This is a genomic window from Ruegeria sp. (assembly GCF_040830605.1).
Lineage (GTDB): Bacteria > Pseudomonadota > Alphaproteobacteria > Rhodobacterales > Rhodobacteraceae > Ruegeria.
Window position 1 is genome coordinate 1 of record NZ_JBFOMD010000010.1, and the last position, 16,436, is coordinate 16,436.

Below are 16,436 nucleotides of genomic sequence, written 5' to 3' on the forward strand. Positions count from 1 at the left end.
CAACTCCGCGCTCGGCCATGATCTCTTCCAGGTCACGATACGAAACTGAGTAGCGCAGATAGAAGTACACTGCGTACAGGATCGCTTCTTTGGGGAAGTGGGCACCTTTGAACGAAATCATGCGAGAACCTGCTCATGTTTGTTTCAGGCAACAAGCAACGGAACACGCCTTCTCGTCAATCCGACCCCAAGTTTGCGACACAACCCTTTTCCGCCAAGAATCGTGTGTTTTTCCGGAATATCGCCGAACCACCCCAATCTGTGTCGTTTTGTCTAAGTTATGTGAAAGCCATCAACCGCGCAAACCTCGGTCGACCCTTATAGTTATGCTGCTGAATTTATGAAGATTTTTGGTAGCGGAGGAGGGACTTGAACCCCCGACACGCGGATTATGATTCCGCTGCTCTAACCAACTGAGCTACTCCGCCATGGGTGAGGGGCGATGTAAGGGAGGCGGTGAGGAGGGTCAAGAGGAAAATGGTTCGCGAACTGGAATGTATCTTTGGACCAGACTGACCGGCCGCTTTATCCGTAAAACCGGACTGTGGCGTCACTAACGAAAAGCGTCGGGACTTGCCACCATCGTTCGGGCCATTCGCTGGTAACTAGGTAAAAGAATACTACGACAACACGGCGTTTGTGGCCGACCATGGATGCCCGGTCTACGCCTCGAACGCCTCTGGCGCCAGCTCTTCCCAGAACGCGAAGATGGCAGCGGCGTTCAGGCCGGATCGCCAGCCATGCGCGCGGAAGTTTTCGCGCTCCAACTCATCCTCCAACGACGCCATGAACAGCCGCTTGTCCGCGTCCCGCTGTGTCGGGTTTCGCGCCGAAACCAATTCGTCGACGACAGCGAATTTGCGCGCACGTTCGGCGCGTTCGGCGGCGCGCGCCTTAAAGGCCTGATCCTCTTGCGCCTTCTCTTCCGCGCGGGACCAGGCGGCGGCGACCTCTTCCGGGGTCGGCTCGGCCGGGGCAGGTTTTTCCTGTGGCTGGTAGTCATCGCGCAGGGCCGCCGACAGATACCCCACGGTGGACTTCACATCCCCCTGCCCTTTTACGTAATCCAGCTTTTCCTGCACGTAGTCCTCGCCATGCTCGGCGATCCATTGCCGCGCCAGCCGGTCCGAGACCCCCTGCCCCCGCAACGCCTTGTAGACCGACAGGTTCCGGATCCCGTCGCTGTCATCGATCTGAAACATCGCCATCTGCGGGTTTTCGCGGATCAGGAACCGGATATCCGTGACCGCCCTGCCCTTTTTGCGGAACTCGGGCTCGATCACGATGTCCGAGCTTTTGTTCACCTCGGTTACCGCCGTCTTGATGATCTTGGCGTTGAGATGCTTGAAGCTCTCGTAATAGCTCGACCCATCCACGCCCATCAGCTTGCGGAACACGTCGATGGCCCACCAGCCGGTGGAGCCCGTGCGTACGAAGCGGTAGCAGTTCTCATAAAGTGCCAGACCGTGGCCGGAGCTGAAATTGCGCTGAATGTGGACGTTGATCAGCGCATAGATCTTGGGATCATGCAGTTTCTGCGCCAGCGCCGGGGAATAGGCATATTCGCAGACTCCGTTCTTGAGCTTGGCGAAACTCAGCAGCGAGGACACACCCCATTCCTGCCGACCTTCCTCGTCCAGCATGTCCCACTCGGCCACCGTCTCGGCCAGGGCCCTCAGGCTGGCGCGCAAGGTGTCAAAGTCGTTCGAGTTGTAGCCCACCATCATCGCCAGCGTGCGGGCGTCGATCGTGTGCGTCGGCGCCGAGGTCAGCGCGTCATAGGCATTGAGCAGCAGCACATTCGACAATTTGCGCTGCAGCAGGGTCAGCTTTCCGCTGATATGGATCGCGGCCACATTCTTTTTGACCGTCTCGCGCCGAAGCGCGCCGGTCAGTTGGTCCATATCGATCTGCGAATCCGGCATGTTGTTTTTTGCCTGCTCGTTTTGCAGGTATCTTTGCCATATAAGGTACCTCATGGGCAAATACTTTTGGGTACCCATATACAGGACGGGAGCGATCCCGTAGACAGGTACCTAAACCCGCAAAACGGTACCCGAGGGGCGTCATCGCCCGGATTTCGGCGTAGGAACGGAGTCTCGGACGGCGGATTGCAGCGAAAAATCGGTCGTTTTAGAGCCTAATCAAACAGCTTTTGACCATCCTGCGAATCGGGCCCCTTGTTCCTGAGAACGGGTTCCAACGATCCCGGAATCGGGTACCTTTGATCCCGAATCTAGGTCCCTTTGATACCGCATTCAGGTGCCGAACTGCCTGCATCCCATTGTTTATAAAAGAAATACTACCCTCAAAGATTCTAAATACTCTAAAGAATCCAAACCCTTTGTTGGGGTGCTTTTCTTGAATTTGGAGTGGTTTCGCCGCGAAACCTGGGCTCTGTACCCTTCATCGTGGAAAAATCGGCAGGTGATGCTAGCCTCGTCTTAGAATGTTCGCTAATCTCGGCAATATACGCCAGAAAGGCGAACATACTCTGAGGCATCGACAGTGAACAAAACTCCCCCCCCTCCCCTGCCCCCGTATCTGAATCTCGATCCAGAGGCTTCGGCGGCGAAGCTACCTGATCCTATCGGCACAACCCGATTCGCCAAAGCGGCAGCTTTCTGCGCCAAAGGACGCGAGGATTTGGCCCGCCGGGGATACGCGCCGGACGGCGCAAAGCGGTTGCGGAAATTCTCAATCTGGGAGATTACCAAATATTTGATCCCGGTGGCCCCAGCGCATCTGCGCCGCGTGCTCAAGGCCAATCCGGACCTTCCGCAGGGCGAGGGTGAAGGCGGGTCAAAATGGTTCACCCTGGAGGAGGTGCTTGCCTTGCGCCAGCATTTCGCCAGCGAGGGGGTTAGCACCAAGGAGTACCTGCCTTACCGTCCCAAAGGGCTGCCGGCCAAGGTCGTCTCGGTGGCCAATTTCAAGGGCGGCGTGGGGAAGACTTCGACCGCGGCGCATCTGGCGATGTCCGCTGCGCTCGATGGTTACAAGGTGCTGGTGATCGACCTCGACAGTCAGGGCTCGATGACCTCGATCCTCGGCGGGCAGGTGGCGGATGAATGGCAAACCGTGTTCCCGCTGATCGCAAAGGATTACGCCAAGGCGGTGCAGGCGGAAAACCAGGTGCGCGCCGCCTCCGGACAGGCCGAGATCGCGTTGGATGAAACGCTACAAGAATCGCTGAAGGTTTCGTCTCAGGAAGTGATCCAGAAAACCCATTGGCCCAATATCGACCTGATCGGCGCGCAGTTGAACCTCTATTGGGCCGAGTTCCAGATCCCCGTCTGGCGCATGGGGCTGCGCAGCTGGCCCCTGTGGGACGGCCTGTCAAACTTCCTTCACGATGAGGGGGTGCTGGACGAATACGATGTGGTCTTCCTCGATACCCCCCCTGCCCTCGGGTATTTGACCATCAATGCGCTGGCGGCGGCGGATATCCTGCTGGTGCCTCTGGGTGCGTCGTTTCTGGAATTCGACTCGACGGGCCGGTTCTTCGACATGCTCTACACCACCTTTGCGTCGATCGAGGATGGCGAGAACGCGGCGCAACGGGCGGCGGGTTTGCCGGAAATTAAGTTCGAATGGGATGTAGTGCGGGCCATCGTCACCCGCTTCGATGCGTCCCAGCAAACCGACATGGCCAACGTGATCCAGGCCTATTTCGGAGATTTCATGAATGCCTATCGTCAGGATTACACGGCCCTGGTCGGGCAGGCTGGCGAGCAGGTCAACGGCATCTACGAGGCCGATTACCGCGAGTTCAACCGCGATACATACGTGCGCGGGCGCGAGACATTCGACCGGACCTACGCCGAATTCAAACAGCTTTTGATCGGAAGCTGGTGGCGCGATGCCCAATTGGGAGGAGAGCAGAATGGCTAAACGCAGAAGACTGGCCGCCCCGGATGCGGCAGAACTGGAAGAGCTGGAGGCAGGTTTCGCCGCGAAACCCAACAATAATCCCTTCGATACCAACTCGCTGGTGCCGCCCATTGCGCAGGTCGCGGGCGAGGCGGCGCAGCTTTCGGGCATGGCCGCGGTCACGGATCGCGTTGCTCTGGCGCAAGATCAAGGCGACGCCGAACGCTGGCGCGCGGCCAGCGAGGCCGGGCTGGTGGTCCAGGAAATTGCGCTGGATGAGATTGATGCCGATTACATCCGCCGTGACCGGATGATCGAGGATCAAGAGGCGATGGATGAGTTGCTCGAGTCGCTCCGCGCAAACGGACTGCGCAGTCCGATCGAGGTGGCGCAGGCAGAGGACGGCTATGGCCTGATATCGGGCTTCCGGCGGTTGCAGGCTTTTCGGATCTTGGCCGAGACCGATGCGCGCTTTGCCAGCATTCCGGCCTTTGTCCGGGACGCGAGCGAAGGGCAGGGCGCTTACGTCTCGATGGTGGAGGAGAATGAGCTGCGGTCCAACCTCAGCCACTACGAACGTGGGCGGATCGCGGTTCTGGCCGCCGGGCAGGGGGTTTTCCCATCGGTCGAAGCGGCTGTTGACGGTTTGTTCGCCGCAGCCTCCAAGGCCAAACGCTCCAAGGTGCGCAGCTTTGCCGCTGTGCACGAGGCGCTAGGGGACCTGCTGAATTTCCCGGTGGCGCTGACCGAGAAAGCGGGGCTGCGTCTGGCCGCGGCTGTGCGGGACGGGGCGCAGGCCCGTCTGCGTGAGGCGCTGGGTGGCGCGGACGTCGCGGACGCCAAGTCAGAATGGCTGTTGCTGGAGCAGGCCTTGCAGAGTTTCGCCGCGAAACCCAAGGAGGCAAGCCGTGGCGGTAGACCGCAGCAGGTCACACGCATTCCACCGAGAACTCTACCAAACGGTGGGCAGTTGCGGGCCGAGGTGAGTCCGGATGGTGTGCGCCTGCATCTGGAAGGGCGTCAATTGGATGTCGAGACCGTTGAGCGTCTGATGGAGCATCTGGCTGAGCAGATTGGGTGATCCATCTTTCGGGTCGCATGGAGCGCATGGAATGCCCCTGGGGAGAAACCCTCAGGGGCTTTCTCATTCCAACAGGTCAGTGGCCGGGTTGTCGGCTATCTCCACATCGGCGTAGTAGCGTTGCGCCTGGGCCAGCGATTGATGCCGGGACAGTTTTATGGCGGCCTGAATAGGGGCGCCGTCCAGCGCAGCCTGGGTCAGAAAGCCCGAGCGCAGCCCGTGCGGTGTCGCATAATCCTCGGGCAGCCTTGCCCGTTTCAGCCGGCGTTTCACGATTTGATAGATCGCATCCGGGCTGAGTTGACGCGCTAAAACACGGTCCGCCTTGGAGATGGGGCGGAAGAGAGGGCCATCTTCGATTCCACCAATGTCGATCCACTTGACCAGCGCACCGGCAGCGCGCCCTTTCAGAACCAGCTGCGGCGAGGCGTCCCCAATTCGTGTGTCTGGAAGAGAAAGCCAGATCAGGTCGTTCTGCTCAAAATCCTTCAGATCCACATCCTCGCGCCTCAGGCTGACGATCTCGGACCGGCGGCGGCCGCCTGAGGCCCAGCCCAGCATCAGGATCGCCCGATCACGGGAGCCACGGCGTGAATCGGAGCAGGTGGATAGGAGTGTCTCAAGCACATCGCGGGTAATCGGGTGCGCTGATTTCGAGTTCGCATGATGAGCGACTAGGCGCCGCGCCTCAGCTCGGGCCTGCCGAACCGAGGGCGCACCGAACGGATCTTCGAGATTGCACAGGCGGTGAAACGTCCGCCATGCAGCCAGACGCCGGTTCAACGTTGTTGGCGCCGGGCGGGCGAGACTGCGGCGCAGGCCATGTTCGACTAAGGTGGTGGCAGCCACCACCGCACGGTCGGTTTTCGGTCGGTCAAGCAAATCGATGGTATGGTCCTGCATGAAGGCAAGAACCACGTCTTGAGATTCCGGCCAGGCAAGATCGGCGTCAAACCTGATACGCTTCCAGGCTGTAAGATACATCAGGTCCCGGGTATAGGCGCGCCGGGTGTGGTCAGATGAGATACGCACACTCAATTTGCTGATCGCGCGCTGACTTTTAGCAGACAGGCGAGGTAACAGAATTTGAGGTTCAGACGGCAGTTTCATTCCACCACACATGACGGTTTAAGCCAGCGTTGACAATAAACATGATAAAAAAATTTATCATGTGTAATAGCTAAAAATCAAAACCCTTTAGTGGCGCGCAAAAAAGCTTTATTCTGCGCGTAAGATGGCGAACACTCCGGAAAAAGAAGACGAAAATAGCCTCGGTCTATCTTCGCTTTATGACCCAAATCCCACCCCTGAGGAGGATTTGTGGTTTCTGGCACCGCATAACGAGGAAGCGTCTGTTTCGGCGATGCCATGGCCTACGGCTACGCGTGAGGATAGCCTGCATCCCGAAATCTGGCAAGCGGCAGAGGCGGAAGAGTACCAGGCGCTGCTCCCCGCTGCCGAGGCTGTGGCCCGGCTCGGTGCGCGCGTGCAATCCTTTCCTGCGGCGGTCACGGAACGTCTGGCCCTCGCATCGGTCGCGGCGATTTTACGGGGGGAGGGGGTGTGGCTGGGCGCCGAACAGATCGCGCTCTATCGGGCGCTGCGGATTCTCACCGATGATCGGGCGCGCGATCTTGCCCGGGCGGCATGGGCCGTGCGGCGGATCTGCACCCCCGGTGGCGGGCCGCTGGATGGGCTGCGCGCCTTTTTGGGGCGCACTTCGGTGACCGATCCACATGACATCCCCGGCGACGAACGTGCGGTCGGTCCCGAACTAGACGCGCTGAGCGACGAGTGGGCGCATGTGGTGCAGGGATTGACCAATTGTCACGTTCTGACCCGCGCGGCCTATGGCTTTGCCGCGTGGCGTACTCGGGCGCTCACCCCGTGGGATGAACTGCTGGAGCCCACGGTGGCGGCGATGCTTTTGGGTGGCGGTTCAGGCTGTGGCTTCCTGCCGATGGGGGATGGGCGGCTGGACCGTCATGCGGTCGAGGCCGGGGCAGGGGGCGCCGGGATGCGGTTGCGCAACTTCTATTCCACGGTCGAGGCCGGAGCGCAGCGGGCGCTGATGGAGATTGACCGGCTGGCGACCTGGCAGGACCGGGCACAGGAAGCGGTCAGGGACCTTTCGGGCCGCACGCCGCCGGCGCTGATCGGGGCGCTGTTGCGCTATCCGATCCTGTCCGCCGAACTGGTGACATCCGAGACCGGATGCTCGGTCGCCGCTGCACGGCGCAACCTCAACCTTTTTGCCGAGCGCGGCCTTGTGAACGAACTGACGGGGCAGGACAGATACAGATTCTGGAGTGCGACGGCCTGACCGTGTGATACTCAAAGCGCCGCCTGGCTCCTTCAACCGGTCCAGCCCAGACCTGCCGAAATCGAGTTCATCGACAAGAGTAACGGCACAAAATGCTTGTCCTCTGACCGGCCGGATCGAGCCTTTTTCAGCATCCCGACCTGAAACTGGTTGATGAGGTGCAGGTCCGTGCGCGTGCGCTCGAACCGCTTTCGGAATTTCGGAAAGCGCTTCGCGATCATTGTGTCGCCGGTCAGAAAACGGATGGCGTCGCAGCTTCGTTCATACTCGGCCTGGATTGTTCCAAATATGCGGTCCCTGGTTTCTGCGGGCTCGACCAAAGCTGCGTATTGGGCGGCGAGGTCCATGTCGACCTGGTACAGCGACTTTTCGACCTCGTCGACGATCAGGCGGAACAGGGCCGATCTCTCGAACATGTTGCGCAGGATCTTGTCGCGGGTGCCAAGCACGCGCCGGTAGCTTTGGATGGCGGATCCGAACGCGAACCAGCCGGTGATCTGGTGCCGGTTCTGCGACCACGCAAAGACCCACGGGATGGCCCTGAGGTCGTCCAGCGTGGAGGCTCCGAAACGGCGGGTCGGGCGCGAGCCCATTTTCAGTTGCGCCAGTTCCTCGACCGGGCTGGAGAGCTGAAAGTAGTCAACGAACCCGTCGGTTTCGAGCAGGTTGCGGTACACCGTAAAGGAAATGCCCGCGATGGCGTCCAGCGCCTCCAGGAACTCGCTGGGCTGCACCGGTTCCTTCCTGTCGTTTGTCATGTGCTTGAGGGTGCTGCTGGCCAGCAGCTCGAGCCGCGCGGCGGCGGTTCCCCGGTTGGCATAGCGCGCGGAAACCACTTCGCCCTGTTCGGTGACCCGCATCTGTCCGGACACCGTGCCATCCGGTTGCGCCGCGATTGCGCGTTCGGTCGGTGCGCCGCCCCGACTGACGGAACCGCCGCGCCCGTGAAAGAAGGCGGGCGTCAGGTCGCGTTTTGCCAGCATCCGCTGGATGCGCCGCTGGGCCTGATCAAGCTCCCATGAAGAACAGACAAAGCCGCCGTCCTTGTTGCTGTCGGAATAGCCCAGCATGATCTCGACCACGCGCGTGCGGGATGCCATGGACCGGCGGGCGAGTGAGACGTTCAGGACGTCGTTCAGAATTTTCGGCGCATTGCGCAGGTCTTCGATGGTTTCAAAAAGGGGCACGACGCGCAGGTCGAGCGTCTCGGCCCCGAAACCCGCATAGCGGGCCAGAAGATAGACGCCCAGAACATCATCGGCAGATCGGGTCATGGACAGGATGAAGGGGCCAACCGCGTGCGGGTCCGGGCCGTTGAGCGCCTTATGCGTCAGGCGCAGCACGTTCAGAACCTCGGCGGTTTCCGGGGTGCATTTGGCGGGATCGACCGCCGGGAGGCCACTCGACGACAGTTCGGACCGCACTCTGGCCGACCAGGCGCTGCTGTCGGGGGCAGGGGCGGACTTGCCGGTCGAGCGCCAGACATCGGCCAGCGCGCGGGTGGTCACCGAGCTGTTTTGCCGGACGTCCAGTGTCACGGTCCGAAACCCGCAAACCTGCGCGGTTTGCAGAACCGGGCGAATGGTCCGCTCAGCCAGTGACCGCGCGCCAATTGCGCAGAGGGCGTCGTCAAGGGTCTGAAGGTTCGAGAGGAACTGTTTGATGTGGGCGTAGGTTCCGTGGGTCAGTGCATCGATGATGGCGTTGATCGCCTGCCGGAAGGGTTCATTCCGGTTGCGCGCGTTTTGCCCCGCTTCACCGATGATCCTGTTCAGCCGTTCGGCATGCACCCGTGGGATCGGCTGGATTAGCTCGCTGACGCTGAGCTTTGAGGCCGCGCGTTCCAGCCGGGCGATGTAGTAGGCTGTGCAGACCTCGCGCCCGCGCTGCAGGGCCAACTCGGTGACATCGGCGGTCACATTTGGATTGCCGTCCCGGTCGCCGCCGATCCAGCTGTGAAACTTCAGGCACGGCGTCGCGGTCTCATCCGTGTCAAAGGCTTGCGACAGGGCGCGCTCATAGCTTTTGCAGACCTGCGGGATGGCATCGAAAAGGCTGGTTCTGAAGAATTGCAAGCCCCATTCGATTTCGGCGGCAACACCGGGGCGCTCGATGCGCAATTCGCCGGTCAGCCACAACAGATCGATCTCGCAGGATATGTCGTCGAGGATCTGGTTTCGCTCAAACGGCGTCCAGCGCTGGTTCTCCAACGCGACGAGGTGCCGGTAAATGCGCCGGTGAATCTCCAGAACCGTCACGCGCTTGGCTTCGGTCGGATGCGCCGTCAGGGTCGGCCCGACCGAGAGCTTCGAGGCGCGATCCTGAAACTCCGCCTTGTCTAGGCCCGCCTCTCTGATCACCTGCGCAAAGCTGCCGGGTACCGCGTCCGGGCCGTCGCTGGATTCCAGCTGGCGACGGGTGCGAATGGCATCGTTCTCGTCGATGATGCGGCACAGCTGAAACCAGATCGTCAGCGCCTGAAGGTAGGGGACCGCCTCCTGATTTTGCGGGATCGGAGACGATTTACCGTCGCGCACCCATTTGGCGACATGGGGTGCGCGTTTATCGAGAATGGTCAGCCACAGACAGTGCAGGTCGAGGCGGAGGTCGTCGGCATATCCGTCGCTTTGCAGGTCCTCGGAATGCAGAGTGGCACTGTCCGCCGGTAGCATCAGATCACCTTGTCTCTTGGGGGTTTTCCGTCAAAGAAATCGTCGAGGTTTTCCAGCACGCGGAAGCCCATCGCTTCGCGGGCTTCGCGTGTCGCGCTTCCCAGATGTGGCAGCATGACCAGGTTGTCGCATTGCATCAGGGTTTGGCTGATGCGCGGCTCACCATCAAACACATCGAGCGCCGCCCCGCCGATGATGTCGAACATCAGGGCCTGGGTAAGGGCGAACTCGTCGATGACCTCGCCGCGCGCGGTGTTGATCAGGAACGCGTCCGGTTTCATCAGGTCCAGACGGCGCGCATTGATCAGATGCCGGTTGGCGGCACCGCCCGGGCAGTGAAGCGAAACAAAATCGCATTGCGGCAACAGCTCTTCGATGCTGTCGACCTGAGTGGCGTTACACCTTGCCAGAACCTCGTGCGCAACACGGCTGCGGTTTTGCACGATGATTTTCATGCCGAACCCGTGATGGGCCCGGCGCGCCATCTCCTGACCGATCCGGCCAAAGCCGACGATCCCAAGCGTCTTGCCGCTGACCTTGGTTCCGATCAGATGAGTAGGCCGCCAGCCGGTCCACCCACCCGCGCGCAGCTCGCGCTCGCCTTCGCCGGCGCGGCGGGCCACCATCAGCAGCAGCGTCATCGCCAGATCGGCGGTGCATTCGGACAGGACATCCGGCGTATTGGTGACCGTCATCCCGAGGCTCCGCGCGGCGGATTCACAGATATGGCTGTAGCCGACCCCGTAATTGGCCAGAATTCTCGTCTTCGCCGCAGGCACATCAAGCGCTTCGGAATTCAGCGTGTCGGTCACGGTGGGCAGGACCGCATCATACGACCGCAACGCGTCGCGGATCTGGGCAGGGGACATAGGTTTGTCCCCCCGGTTGAGCACGGTGTTGTAGTTTTCGGCCAACCGTGCCTCGACGGCTGCAGGCCAGCGGCGGGTGACAAGAACGGACGGCTTGACCATCATGCAGCCCTCTTCATGACGCCGGCGATCGTCTCGCCGATAACGGCAGGGTTCTCGGCCACGGTCACCCCGGCGGCTGACAGGATCTCGACCTTTTCCGAGGCGCTTTCGCCAAAGGCTGAGATGATGGCGCCCGCGTGGCCCATGGTGCGGCCCTTGGGTGCCGTCAGACCCGCGACATAGGCGACGACGGGTTTCGAGATGTGATCGCGGATATAGTCCGCGGCTTCCGCCTCTTGCGGGCCGCCGATCTCGCCGATCATGGCGATGATGTGGGTTTCGTCGTCCTGTTCGAACTGTTCGAGGATGTCCTTGAACGAGGACCCGTTGATCGGATCACCACCGATCCCCACAGAGGTCGAGACGCCCAGCCCCAGCTCTTTCAACTGCGCAGCGGCCTCATAGCCGAGCGTGCCGGACCGCCCGATAATACCGACATTTCCGGGCAGGTAGATATGCCCCGGCATGATGCCCAGCAGCGCCTTGCCCGGACTGATGGTTCCGGCACAGTTCGGTCCGGTCAGCACCATCCGTTTGTCCCGGGGATAGCGGTACATGTAGCGTTTGACGCGGATCATGTCCTGCGCGGGAATACCGTCGGTGATGCAGACGCAGTAGCGGATACCGCTGTCGGCGGCTTCCATGATCGAATCCGCCGCAAACGGGGGCGGCACGAAGACCAGGCTTGCGTCAGCGCTCGTCGCTGCGACCGCCTGCTTGACGGTGTCGAACACCGGCAAGCCCTCGACGGTCTCGCCGCCTTTGCCCGGAACGACGCCACCGACAACATTGGTGCCATAGGCCAGCATGTCCTTGGTGTGGAAACGGGCCATGCGTCCGGTGATGCCCTGAACGATGACGCGGGTGTCACGATCGAGAAGGATGCTCATTTCACAGCTCTCACTTTGGTGTTCTGGGACAGGTCGTTGCGCCACGCGCCAACGGCGCGCTCGGCGGCTTCGATAAGCGTCGTGGCCCGGATGATGGGCAGGCCGGACTGGGCGAGGATCTTTTGACCCTCCTCCACATTCGTGCCCGCAAGGCGCACGACGACGGGCATGTCGATCTGCAATTCTTTCAGCGCTTGAACCACACCTTCGGCGACCCAGTCGCAGCGATTGATACCCGCGAAGATGTTGACCAGAACCGCCTGCACATTCGTATCCGACAGCACCAGCCTGAATGCCTTGGCCACACGCTCGGGCGAGGCGCCGCCGCCGATATCGAGGAAGTTTGCCGGTTCTCCCCCGGCCAGTTTGATCGTGTCCATCGTGGCCATGGCCAGACCGGCGCCGTTCACGATGCAGCCGATATTGCCTTCGAGCCCGACATAGGACAGCCCGCGATCGGCGGCGCGGCTTTCGCGCGGATCCTCTTGCGACTTGTCGCGCAGCTCGCTGATCTGCGGATGCCGGAACAGGGCGTTATCGTCAAAGCTCATCTTGGCATCCAGCGCCAGCACCCGGTTGTCGCCGGTGACGACCAGCGGGTTGATCTCGACCATGGTCGCGTCGCATTCGCGGAAGGCGCGGTAGCAGCCCTGAAGCGTGCGCACCATCTGCTGGGTCAGCGCCGGGTCCAGACCGAGGGCAAACGCGATCTCACGCGCCTGAAATTCCTGCAAGCCAACGGCCGGTTCAACGGTCGAGCGCACGATGCTTTCGGGCCGCTCGGCCGAGATATCCTCGATTTCCATGCCGCCTTCGGAGGAGGCGACGATCATCACCCGCTGGCTGGAACGATCCAGCACCAGCCCGAGATAGATCTCGCGGTCGATGGCAACGGCGGATTCGACATAGACCCGGTAGATGCCTTTGCCCTCGGGCCCGGTCTGATGGGTGACCAATTTGCGCCCGAACATGCCGTCGCAGGCCTCATAGATTTCGCCCTCGGTGCCGCACAGCTTGACGCCGCCCGCCTTGCCGCGGCCGCCGGCATGGACCTGAGCCTTGACGATCCATTTCTCGCCGCCCAGTTCCCGCGCGCGATAGGCCGCCTGTTCGGGGCTGTAGGCCAGCGCGCCCGATGGCACGGCAACACCGAAATTCGAGAGAATTTCCTTGGCCTGATATTCGTGGATATCCATGCGACCCTCCTACTGAGCGGCAATTGTCTGGACGTAGTGTTTGTCGAGAACGGCCTCGACGGCGGCGTGATCGACATCGGCCCCCATGGCGCGCATGGCGTCGGCAAAGCGGCGGACGATCTCGCGGATGGCGCCGGGCTGAAGCTGGTTCAGGATACCGATGCGGACCTGTACCGGTGCGGACAGGGTGGGCCAGATGCCGAACCCTTCGGCCCGGCAGTTCTGCACCAGCTCCATCTCGCGCCCGGCCAGATCACCGGGCAGGTTGAGCACGACAAGGCTCGTCATGTTCGACGTCACTTCGCAGCCCATGGCGATGACGGCGTCGCGCAGAGCCGCCTCGTGCGTGCGGTAGGCGCCGGCGCGGATGGCGAGCGTTTCCTGCAAGGTCAGGCGCAGCGATTCATGAAAGGCCGCAACCGCATAGCCCGAATGCGTGCGATGATAGGTGCCCTTGTCCACATCCTGGCCGTCGACGATGCCCCAATGGCGCGCTTCGAAGATCGGGTTATGGACGTAGGAGTAGGCTCCGGTGGCCTTCAGCGATGCGATGTATGCGTCTGCGAAGCTGACGGGGGCATAGGTCAGCGGCAGGCAGCAGAGGCCCTTTTGCGGGCACGAGGCCCAACCGGCGACACCGGGGTAGTCGTCGATCGAGAAATCCTCGACCCCGAGCGACGACACTGCGTCGATCAGTCCCATGACACCGTGACGGGCGCAGGCATCCGAGAAACCACGCAGATCGTTGATCCGCCCCGAGCCCGTTTCCCAATGCGCCATGAAGGCCCATTTAGGTTTGTGTTCGGCCAATGCGGCCTCGATCACATCGCCGGTGACCGACTGGCCGTGCGGGACCTCGATGACGGTGACGCTGGCGGCCTGGGGGTTCAGGCTGTCTGCAGCGTGCTCGGCCGGGGTCGCGGCCTTGATCCGCAGGGTCAGCGCGTCGATGCCGGAAAAGGTGCCGTTCGAAAACGCCACGACCCGGTCGCCGGGCATGACGGCCGAGAACATCGTGTCCAGCGCGCTCCAGCCGGTGCCGGCAACGGCGAAAGTGTGCACGTTCCGGGTGCCCCAGATCTGGCGCAGCATGTGTTTGCATTCGATCATCCCGCGCAGAACGTCGCCCTGCATGTGATCGGCCACACCCGCTGCGGCAAAGGCCTGAAGCACGCGGGCATCGGTGTTTCCGGGGCCGGGGCCTGCGGCCAGCGTTTCCGGAATGGTCAGCTTTGGGAAAATCGCCTGGCTCATCCTGGACGTCCTCTCGTGCTACGGTGTCGGGGAAATCCCCGGTTGCCTTTGAGGAAAGCGGGCCTTGAGTGTAATCACAACATTCGTTACTCCTGCTTTTGGAAAGCCTTTTGGATGGGGAAAAACCTACCTAAAAGTGTAAGAATGCCGCTGTATACCGTTTATTGCCCTACCTGAATGGGTAGGTTGTTCCGGAAAGGGCTGAAATTGCAACAACTTGCTGCGCGTGCAAAGCCGATTGACGTGATGCTTGCGAACTCCAATGCGCTGATCCTTTCGGCCATGTCCGAGATTTTCGACCGTGATCCGCGATTCTCGCTGATCGCCACGTCGTCGACGGCTGAGGGGTTTTTGGGCACGGTGATGCGGGTGCCGGTGCAGATCGGTGTCGTCGACTGGGATCTGCCGGTTTTGGGTGCGGCAAAACTGATCGAGGTGCTGCGCGAACACGACGCTGCGCCCAAGCTGGTGGTTTACGGCGACGGATCGGGCGATCTGCCCAGGCTGGCGATGACAGCGGGGGCGGCCGGTTTCGCTGACCGGTCCGGAGACACCGAGGCGCTGCTTGCCACCTGCGCCGATGTCGCCGCGGGCAAGATGGTGTTCCCGTTCATCGACATTCGTGAGCTGCAAAAGGACCCGATCCACAGCCTGTCGCGGCGTGAGCGCACATTGCTCGAAGCGCTGTCGAAAGGGCGCACGAATCGCGAGCTGTCGAAAGAGCTGGGAATCTCGACCAACACAGTCAAATTCCACCTCTCGAACCTCTACGAAAAACTGGGTGTCAGAAACCGCGCACAAGCCATCGCGTTCTACTACGCGGCGCGTGAATCCCGGGGCCTTGGAGACCGCGATTGAGGGCGGCAATCATCTTTCTTCTGCATGCGACTGTACGCAATAAAATTTCTTGACATGGACCGATTCCCGCTCCTTTTTTCGTCGTCACGCCAATTGGACTGACCACAAAGGAACGGCTGGACATGAGTTTTCACCCCATTGAACAAGCGCCCGCGCGGCTGAATCGAAGTGAACTGGCAGTTCCCGGTTCGCAGCCGCAAATGTTTGAAAAAGCGGCACAATCCGACGTCGATGTTATCTTCCTCGACCTTGAGGATGCGGTTGCGCCGGACGAGAAAGAGCAGGCCCGGAAGAACATCATCAAGGCGCTGAACGAGATCGACTGGAACACGAAAACCATGTCGGTCAGAATCAACGGCCTGGACACGCACTACATGTATCGCGATGTGGTCGATGTCGTGGAACAGGCCGGAGAGCGGCTGGATCTGATCATGATTCCCAAGGTCGGCACGGCGGCTGATGTCTATGCGGTGGACATGATGGTGACCCAGATCGAGGACGCCAAGGGCCTGAAAAAACGCATCGGTTTCGAGCACATTATCGAGACCGCTTTGGGCATGCAGAATGTGACCGAAATCGCCGGTGCCTCGTGCCGGAATGAGAGCCTTCATTTCGGGGTTGCGGACTATGCTGCCTCGACCCGCGCTCGGACCACGATCATTGGTGGCGTGAACCCCGATTATTCGGTTCTGACCGACCCCGAAGAAGATGGGTCGCGCGGGGTGCATTGGGGCGACATGTGGCATTATGCGCTGGCCCGCATGGTGGTGGCGGCGCGCGCAAACGGCCTGCGCCCGATCGACGGCCCGTTTGGCGATTTTCAGGACGCCGACGGGTATCGCGCGGCGGCCAAGCGGGCCGCGGTTCTGGGGTGCGAGGGCAAGTGGGCGATCCACCCGAGCCAGGTCGCATTGGCGAATGAGGTCATGAGCCCGTCTGATGCGGAAGTCACCAAGGCACAACGTATTCTCGCTGCAATGGCCGAGGCCGAAGCCGCCGGGAAAGGTGCGGTTTCTCTGGATGGCCGGCTGATCGACTATGCCTCGATCCGGCAGGCGGAGGTCTTGGTTGAGAAGGCCAGACAGATCAGCGGGATGTAAACTCGCCGCTCAACGGAGCGAAAAAAGTTTGTTGCCGGGCCCTCGGCAACAGACGTTTCAACGGGCAGAACGGCCTTATGAATTAGCTCCACTCACTCGTGACCTGCAATGTTCTATATATTTGAATTCTATAAACCTTTTGGATCAGATGCCTAATTTCGCCGGTTTCCCAAACGTAAACTATCCTTAGTTATTGTTTTTCATCGCAACGTGAGATT

12 protein-coding genes, 1 tRNA gene and 1 pseudogene are annotated in these 16,436 nt (G+C 61.0%); 5 read left to right on the forward strand and 9 right to left on the reverse strand.

Features of this window, described 5'->3' with window-relative positions:
- From AB3N21_RS15945 to AB3N21_RS15955, 3 genes and pseudogenes are all read right to left on the reverse strand, one after another.
- Positions 1 to 121 (reverse strand): annotated as a pseudogene (locus AB3N21_RS15945) (IS6 family transposase); the annotation flags it as partial.
- A 230-nt stretch (positions 122 to 351) separates the two neighbouring features.
- A tRNA-Met gene (locus AB3N21_RS15950) sits at positions 352 to 428 on the reverse strand.
- Positions 429 to 662: 234 nt separating this feature from the next.
- The gene (locus AB3N21_RS15955) at positions 663 to 1,925 is read right to left on the reverse strand and encodes a replication initiation protein (protein WP_367936149.1); all 1,263 of its coding nucleotides are present in this window, start codon (positions 1,923 to 1,925) and stop codon (positions 663 to 665) included.
- A 583-nt stretch (positions 1,926 to 2,508) separates the two neighbouring features.
- On the opposite strand from AB3N21_RS15955, the gene AB3N21_RS15960 reads away from it, so the two are divergent.
- Both AB3N21_RS15960 and AB3N21_RS15965 read left to right on the forward strand, forming a co-directional pair.
- Positions 2,509 to 3,894: an AAA family ATPase gene (locus AB3N21_RS15960; protein WP_367936150.1), complete on the forward strand. Its 1,386-nt coding sequence runs from the start codon at positions 2,509 to 2,511 to the stop codon at positions 3,892 to 3,894.
- The gene (locus AB3N21_RS15965) at positions 3,887 to 4,954 is read left to right on the forward strand and encodes a ParB/RepB/Spo0J family partition protein (protein ID WP_367936151.1); all 1,068 of its coding nucleotides are present in this window, start codon (positions 3,887 to 3,889) and stop codon (positions 4,952 to 4,954) included. Before AB3N21_RS15960 ends, AB3N21_RS15965 begins: the two co-directional genes overlap by 8 nt.
- A gap of 63 nt (positions 4,955 to 5,017) precedes the next feature.
- Here the strand turns inward: AB3N21_RS15965 and AB3N21_RS15970 are convergent, their stop codons facing one another.
- Entirely contained in the window at positions 5,018 to 6,064 is a 1,047-nt protein-coding gene (locus AB3N21_RS15970; RefSeq protein WP_367936152.1) for a tyrosine-type recombinase/integrase, read from the reverse strand.
- A gap of 253 nt (positions 6,065 to 6,317) precedes the next feature.
- On the opposite strand from AB3N21_RS15970, the gene AB3N21_RS15975 reads away from it, so the two are divergent.
- The gene (locus AB3N21_RS15975; RefSeq protein WP_367936153.1) at positions 6,318 to 7,277 is read left to right on the forward strand and encodes a hypothetical protein; all 960 of its coding nucleotides are present in this window, start codon (positions 6,318 to 6,320) and stop codon (positions 7,275 to 7,277) included.
- A gap of 32 nt (positions 7,278 to 7,309) precedes the next feature.
- Here the strand turns inward: AB3N21_RS15975 and AB3N21_RS15980 are convergent, their stop codons facing one another.
- Genes AB3N21_RS15980 through AB3N21_RS16000 form a run of 5 tightly spaced genes read right to left on the reverse strand, consistent with a single transcriptional unit; the run spans position 7,310 to position 14,260 of the window.
- A complete protein-coding gene (locus tag AB3N21_RS15980) occupies positions 7,310 to 9,949 on the reverse strand; it encodes a phosphoenolpyruvate carboxylase (RefSeq protein ID WP_367936154.1) in 2,640 nt (879 codons plus the stop codon).
- Positions 9,949 to 10,920, reverse strand: a complete 972-nt coding sequence (locus AB3N21_RS15985; RefSeq protein WP_367936203.1) for a 2-hydroxyacid dehydrogenase — start codon at positions 10,918 to 10,920, stop codon at positions 9,949 to 9,951. The genes AB3N21_RS15980 and AB3N21_RS15985 overlap by 1 nt, the downstream gene beginning before the upstream one ends.
- Positions 10,920 to 11,810 carry a succinate--CoA ligase subunit alpha gene (gene sucD, locus AB3N21_RS15990; protein ID WP_367936155.1) on the reverse strand — a complete coding sequence of 297 codons (891 nt, stop codon included), beginning with the start codon at positions 11,808 to 11,810 and terminating at the stop codon, positions 10,920 to 10,922. Before sucD ends, AB3N21_RS15985 begins: the two co-directional genes overlap by 1 nt.
- Positions 11,807 to 13,006, reverse strand: coding sequence for a malate--CoA ligase subunit beta (locus AB3N21_RS15995; RefSeq protein ID WP_367936156.1), 1,200 nt, complete (start codon positions 13,004 to 13,006; stop codon positions 11,807 to 11,809). The genes sucD and AB3N21_RS15995 overlap by 4 nt, the downstream gene beginning before the upstream one ends.
- Before the next feature lie 9 nt (positions 13,007 to 13,015).
- A complete protein-coding gene (locus tag AB3N21_RS16000; protein ID WP_367936157.1) occupies positions 13,016 to 14,260 on the reverse strand; it encodes an aminotransferase in 1,245 nt (414 codons plus the stop codon).
- Positions 14,261 to 14,506: 246 nt separating this feature from the next.
- Here AB3N21_RS16000 and AB3N21_RS16005 point away from each other — a divergent pair, with 246 nt between their 5' ends.
- Together AB3N21_RS16005 and AB3N21_RS16010 are read left to right on the forward strand one after the other, a co-directional pair.
- Entirely contained in the window at positions 14,507 to 15,118 is a 612-nt protein-coding gene (locus tag AB3N21_RS16005) for a LuxR C-terminal-related transcriptional regulator (protein ID WP_367936204.1), read from the forward strand.
- Positions 15,119 to 15,240: 122 nt separating this feature from the next.
- Positions 15,241 to 16,218: a CoA ester lyase gene (locus AB3N21_RS16010; RefSeq protein ID WP_367936158.1), complete on the forward strand. Its 978-nt coding sequence runs from the start codon at positions 15,241 to 15,243 to the stop codon at positions 16,216 to 16,218.
- Positions 16,219 to 16,436 lie beyond the last annotated feature (218 nt).

Coding starts and splice junctions, on each gene's coding strand:
- AB3N21_RS15955 (WP_367936149.1), bottom strand. CDS start 1,925: ATGCCGGATTCGCAGATCGATATGGACCAACTGACCGGCGCGCTTCGG.
- AB3N21_RS15965 (WP_367936151.1), top strand. CDS start 3,887: ATGGCTAAACGCAGAAGACTGGCCGCCCCGGATGCGGCAGAACTGGAA.
- AB3N21_RS15970 (WP_367936152.1), bottom strand. CDS start 6,064: ATGAAACTGCCGTCTGAACCTCAAATTCTGTTACCTCGCCTGTCTGCT.
- AB3N21_RS15975 (WP_367936153.1), top strand. CDS start 6,318: ATGCCATGGCCTACGGCTACGCGTGAGGATAGCCTGCATCCCGAAATC.
- AB3N21_RS15980 (WP_367936154.1), bottom strand. CDS start 9,949: ATGCTACCGGCGGACAGTGCCACTCTGCATTCCGAGGACCTGCAAAGC.
- AB3N21_RS15985 (WP_367936203.1), bottom strand. CDS start 10,920: ATGGTCAAGCCGTCCGTTCTTGTCACCCGCCGCTGGCCTGCAGCCGTC.
- sucD (WP_367936155.1), bottom strand. CDS start 11,810: ATGAGCATCCTTCTCGATCGTGACACCCGCGTCATCGTTCAGGGCATC.
- AB3N21_RS15995 (WP_367936156.1), bottom strand. CDS start 13,006: ATGGATATCCACGAATATCAGGCCAAGGAAATTCTCTCGAATTTCGGT.
- AB3N21_RS16000 (WP_367936157.1), bottom strand. CDS start 14,260: ATGAGCCAGGCGATTTTCCCAAAGCTGACCATTCCGGAAACGCTGGCC.
- AB3N21_RS16005 (WP_367936204.1), top strand. CDS start 14,507: ATGCTTGCGAACTCCAATGCGCTGATCCTTTCGGCCATGTCCGAGATT.
- AB3N21_RS16010 (WP_367936158.1), top strand. CDS start 15,241: ATGAGTTTTCACCCCATTGAACAAGCGCCCGCGCGGCTGAATCGAAGT.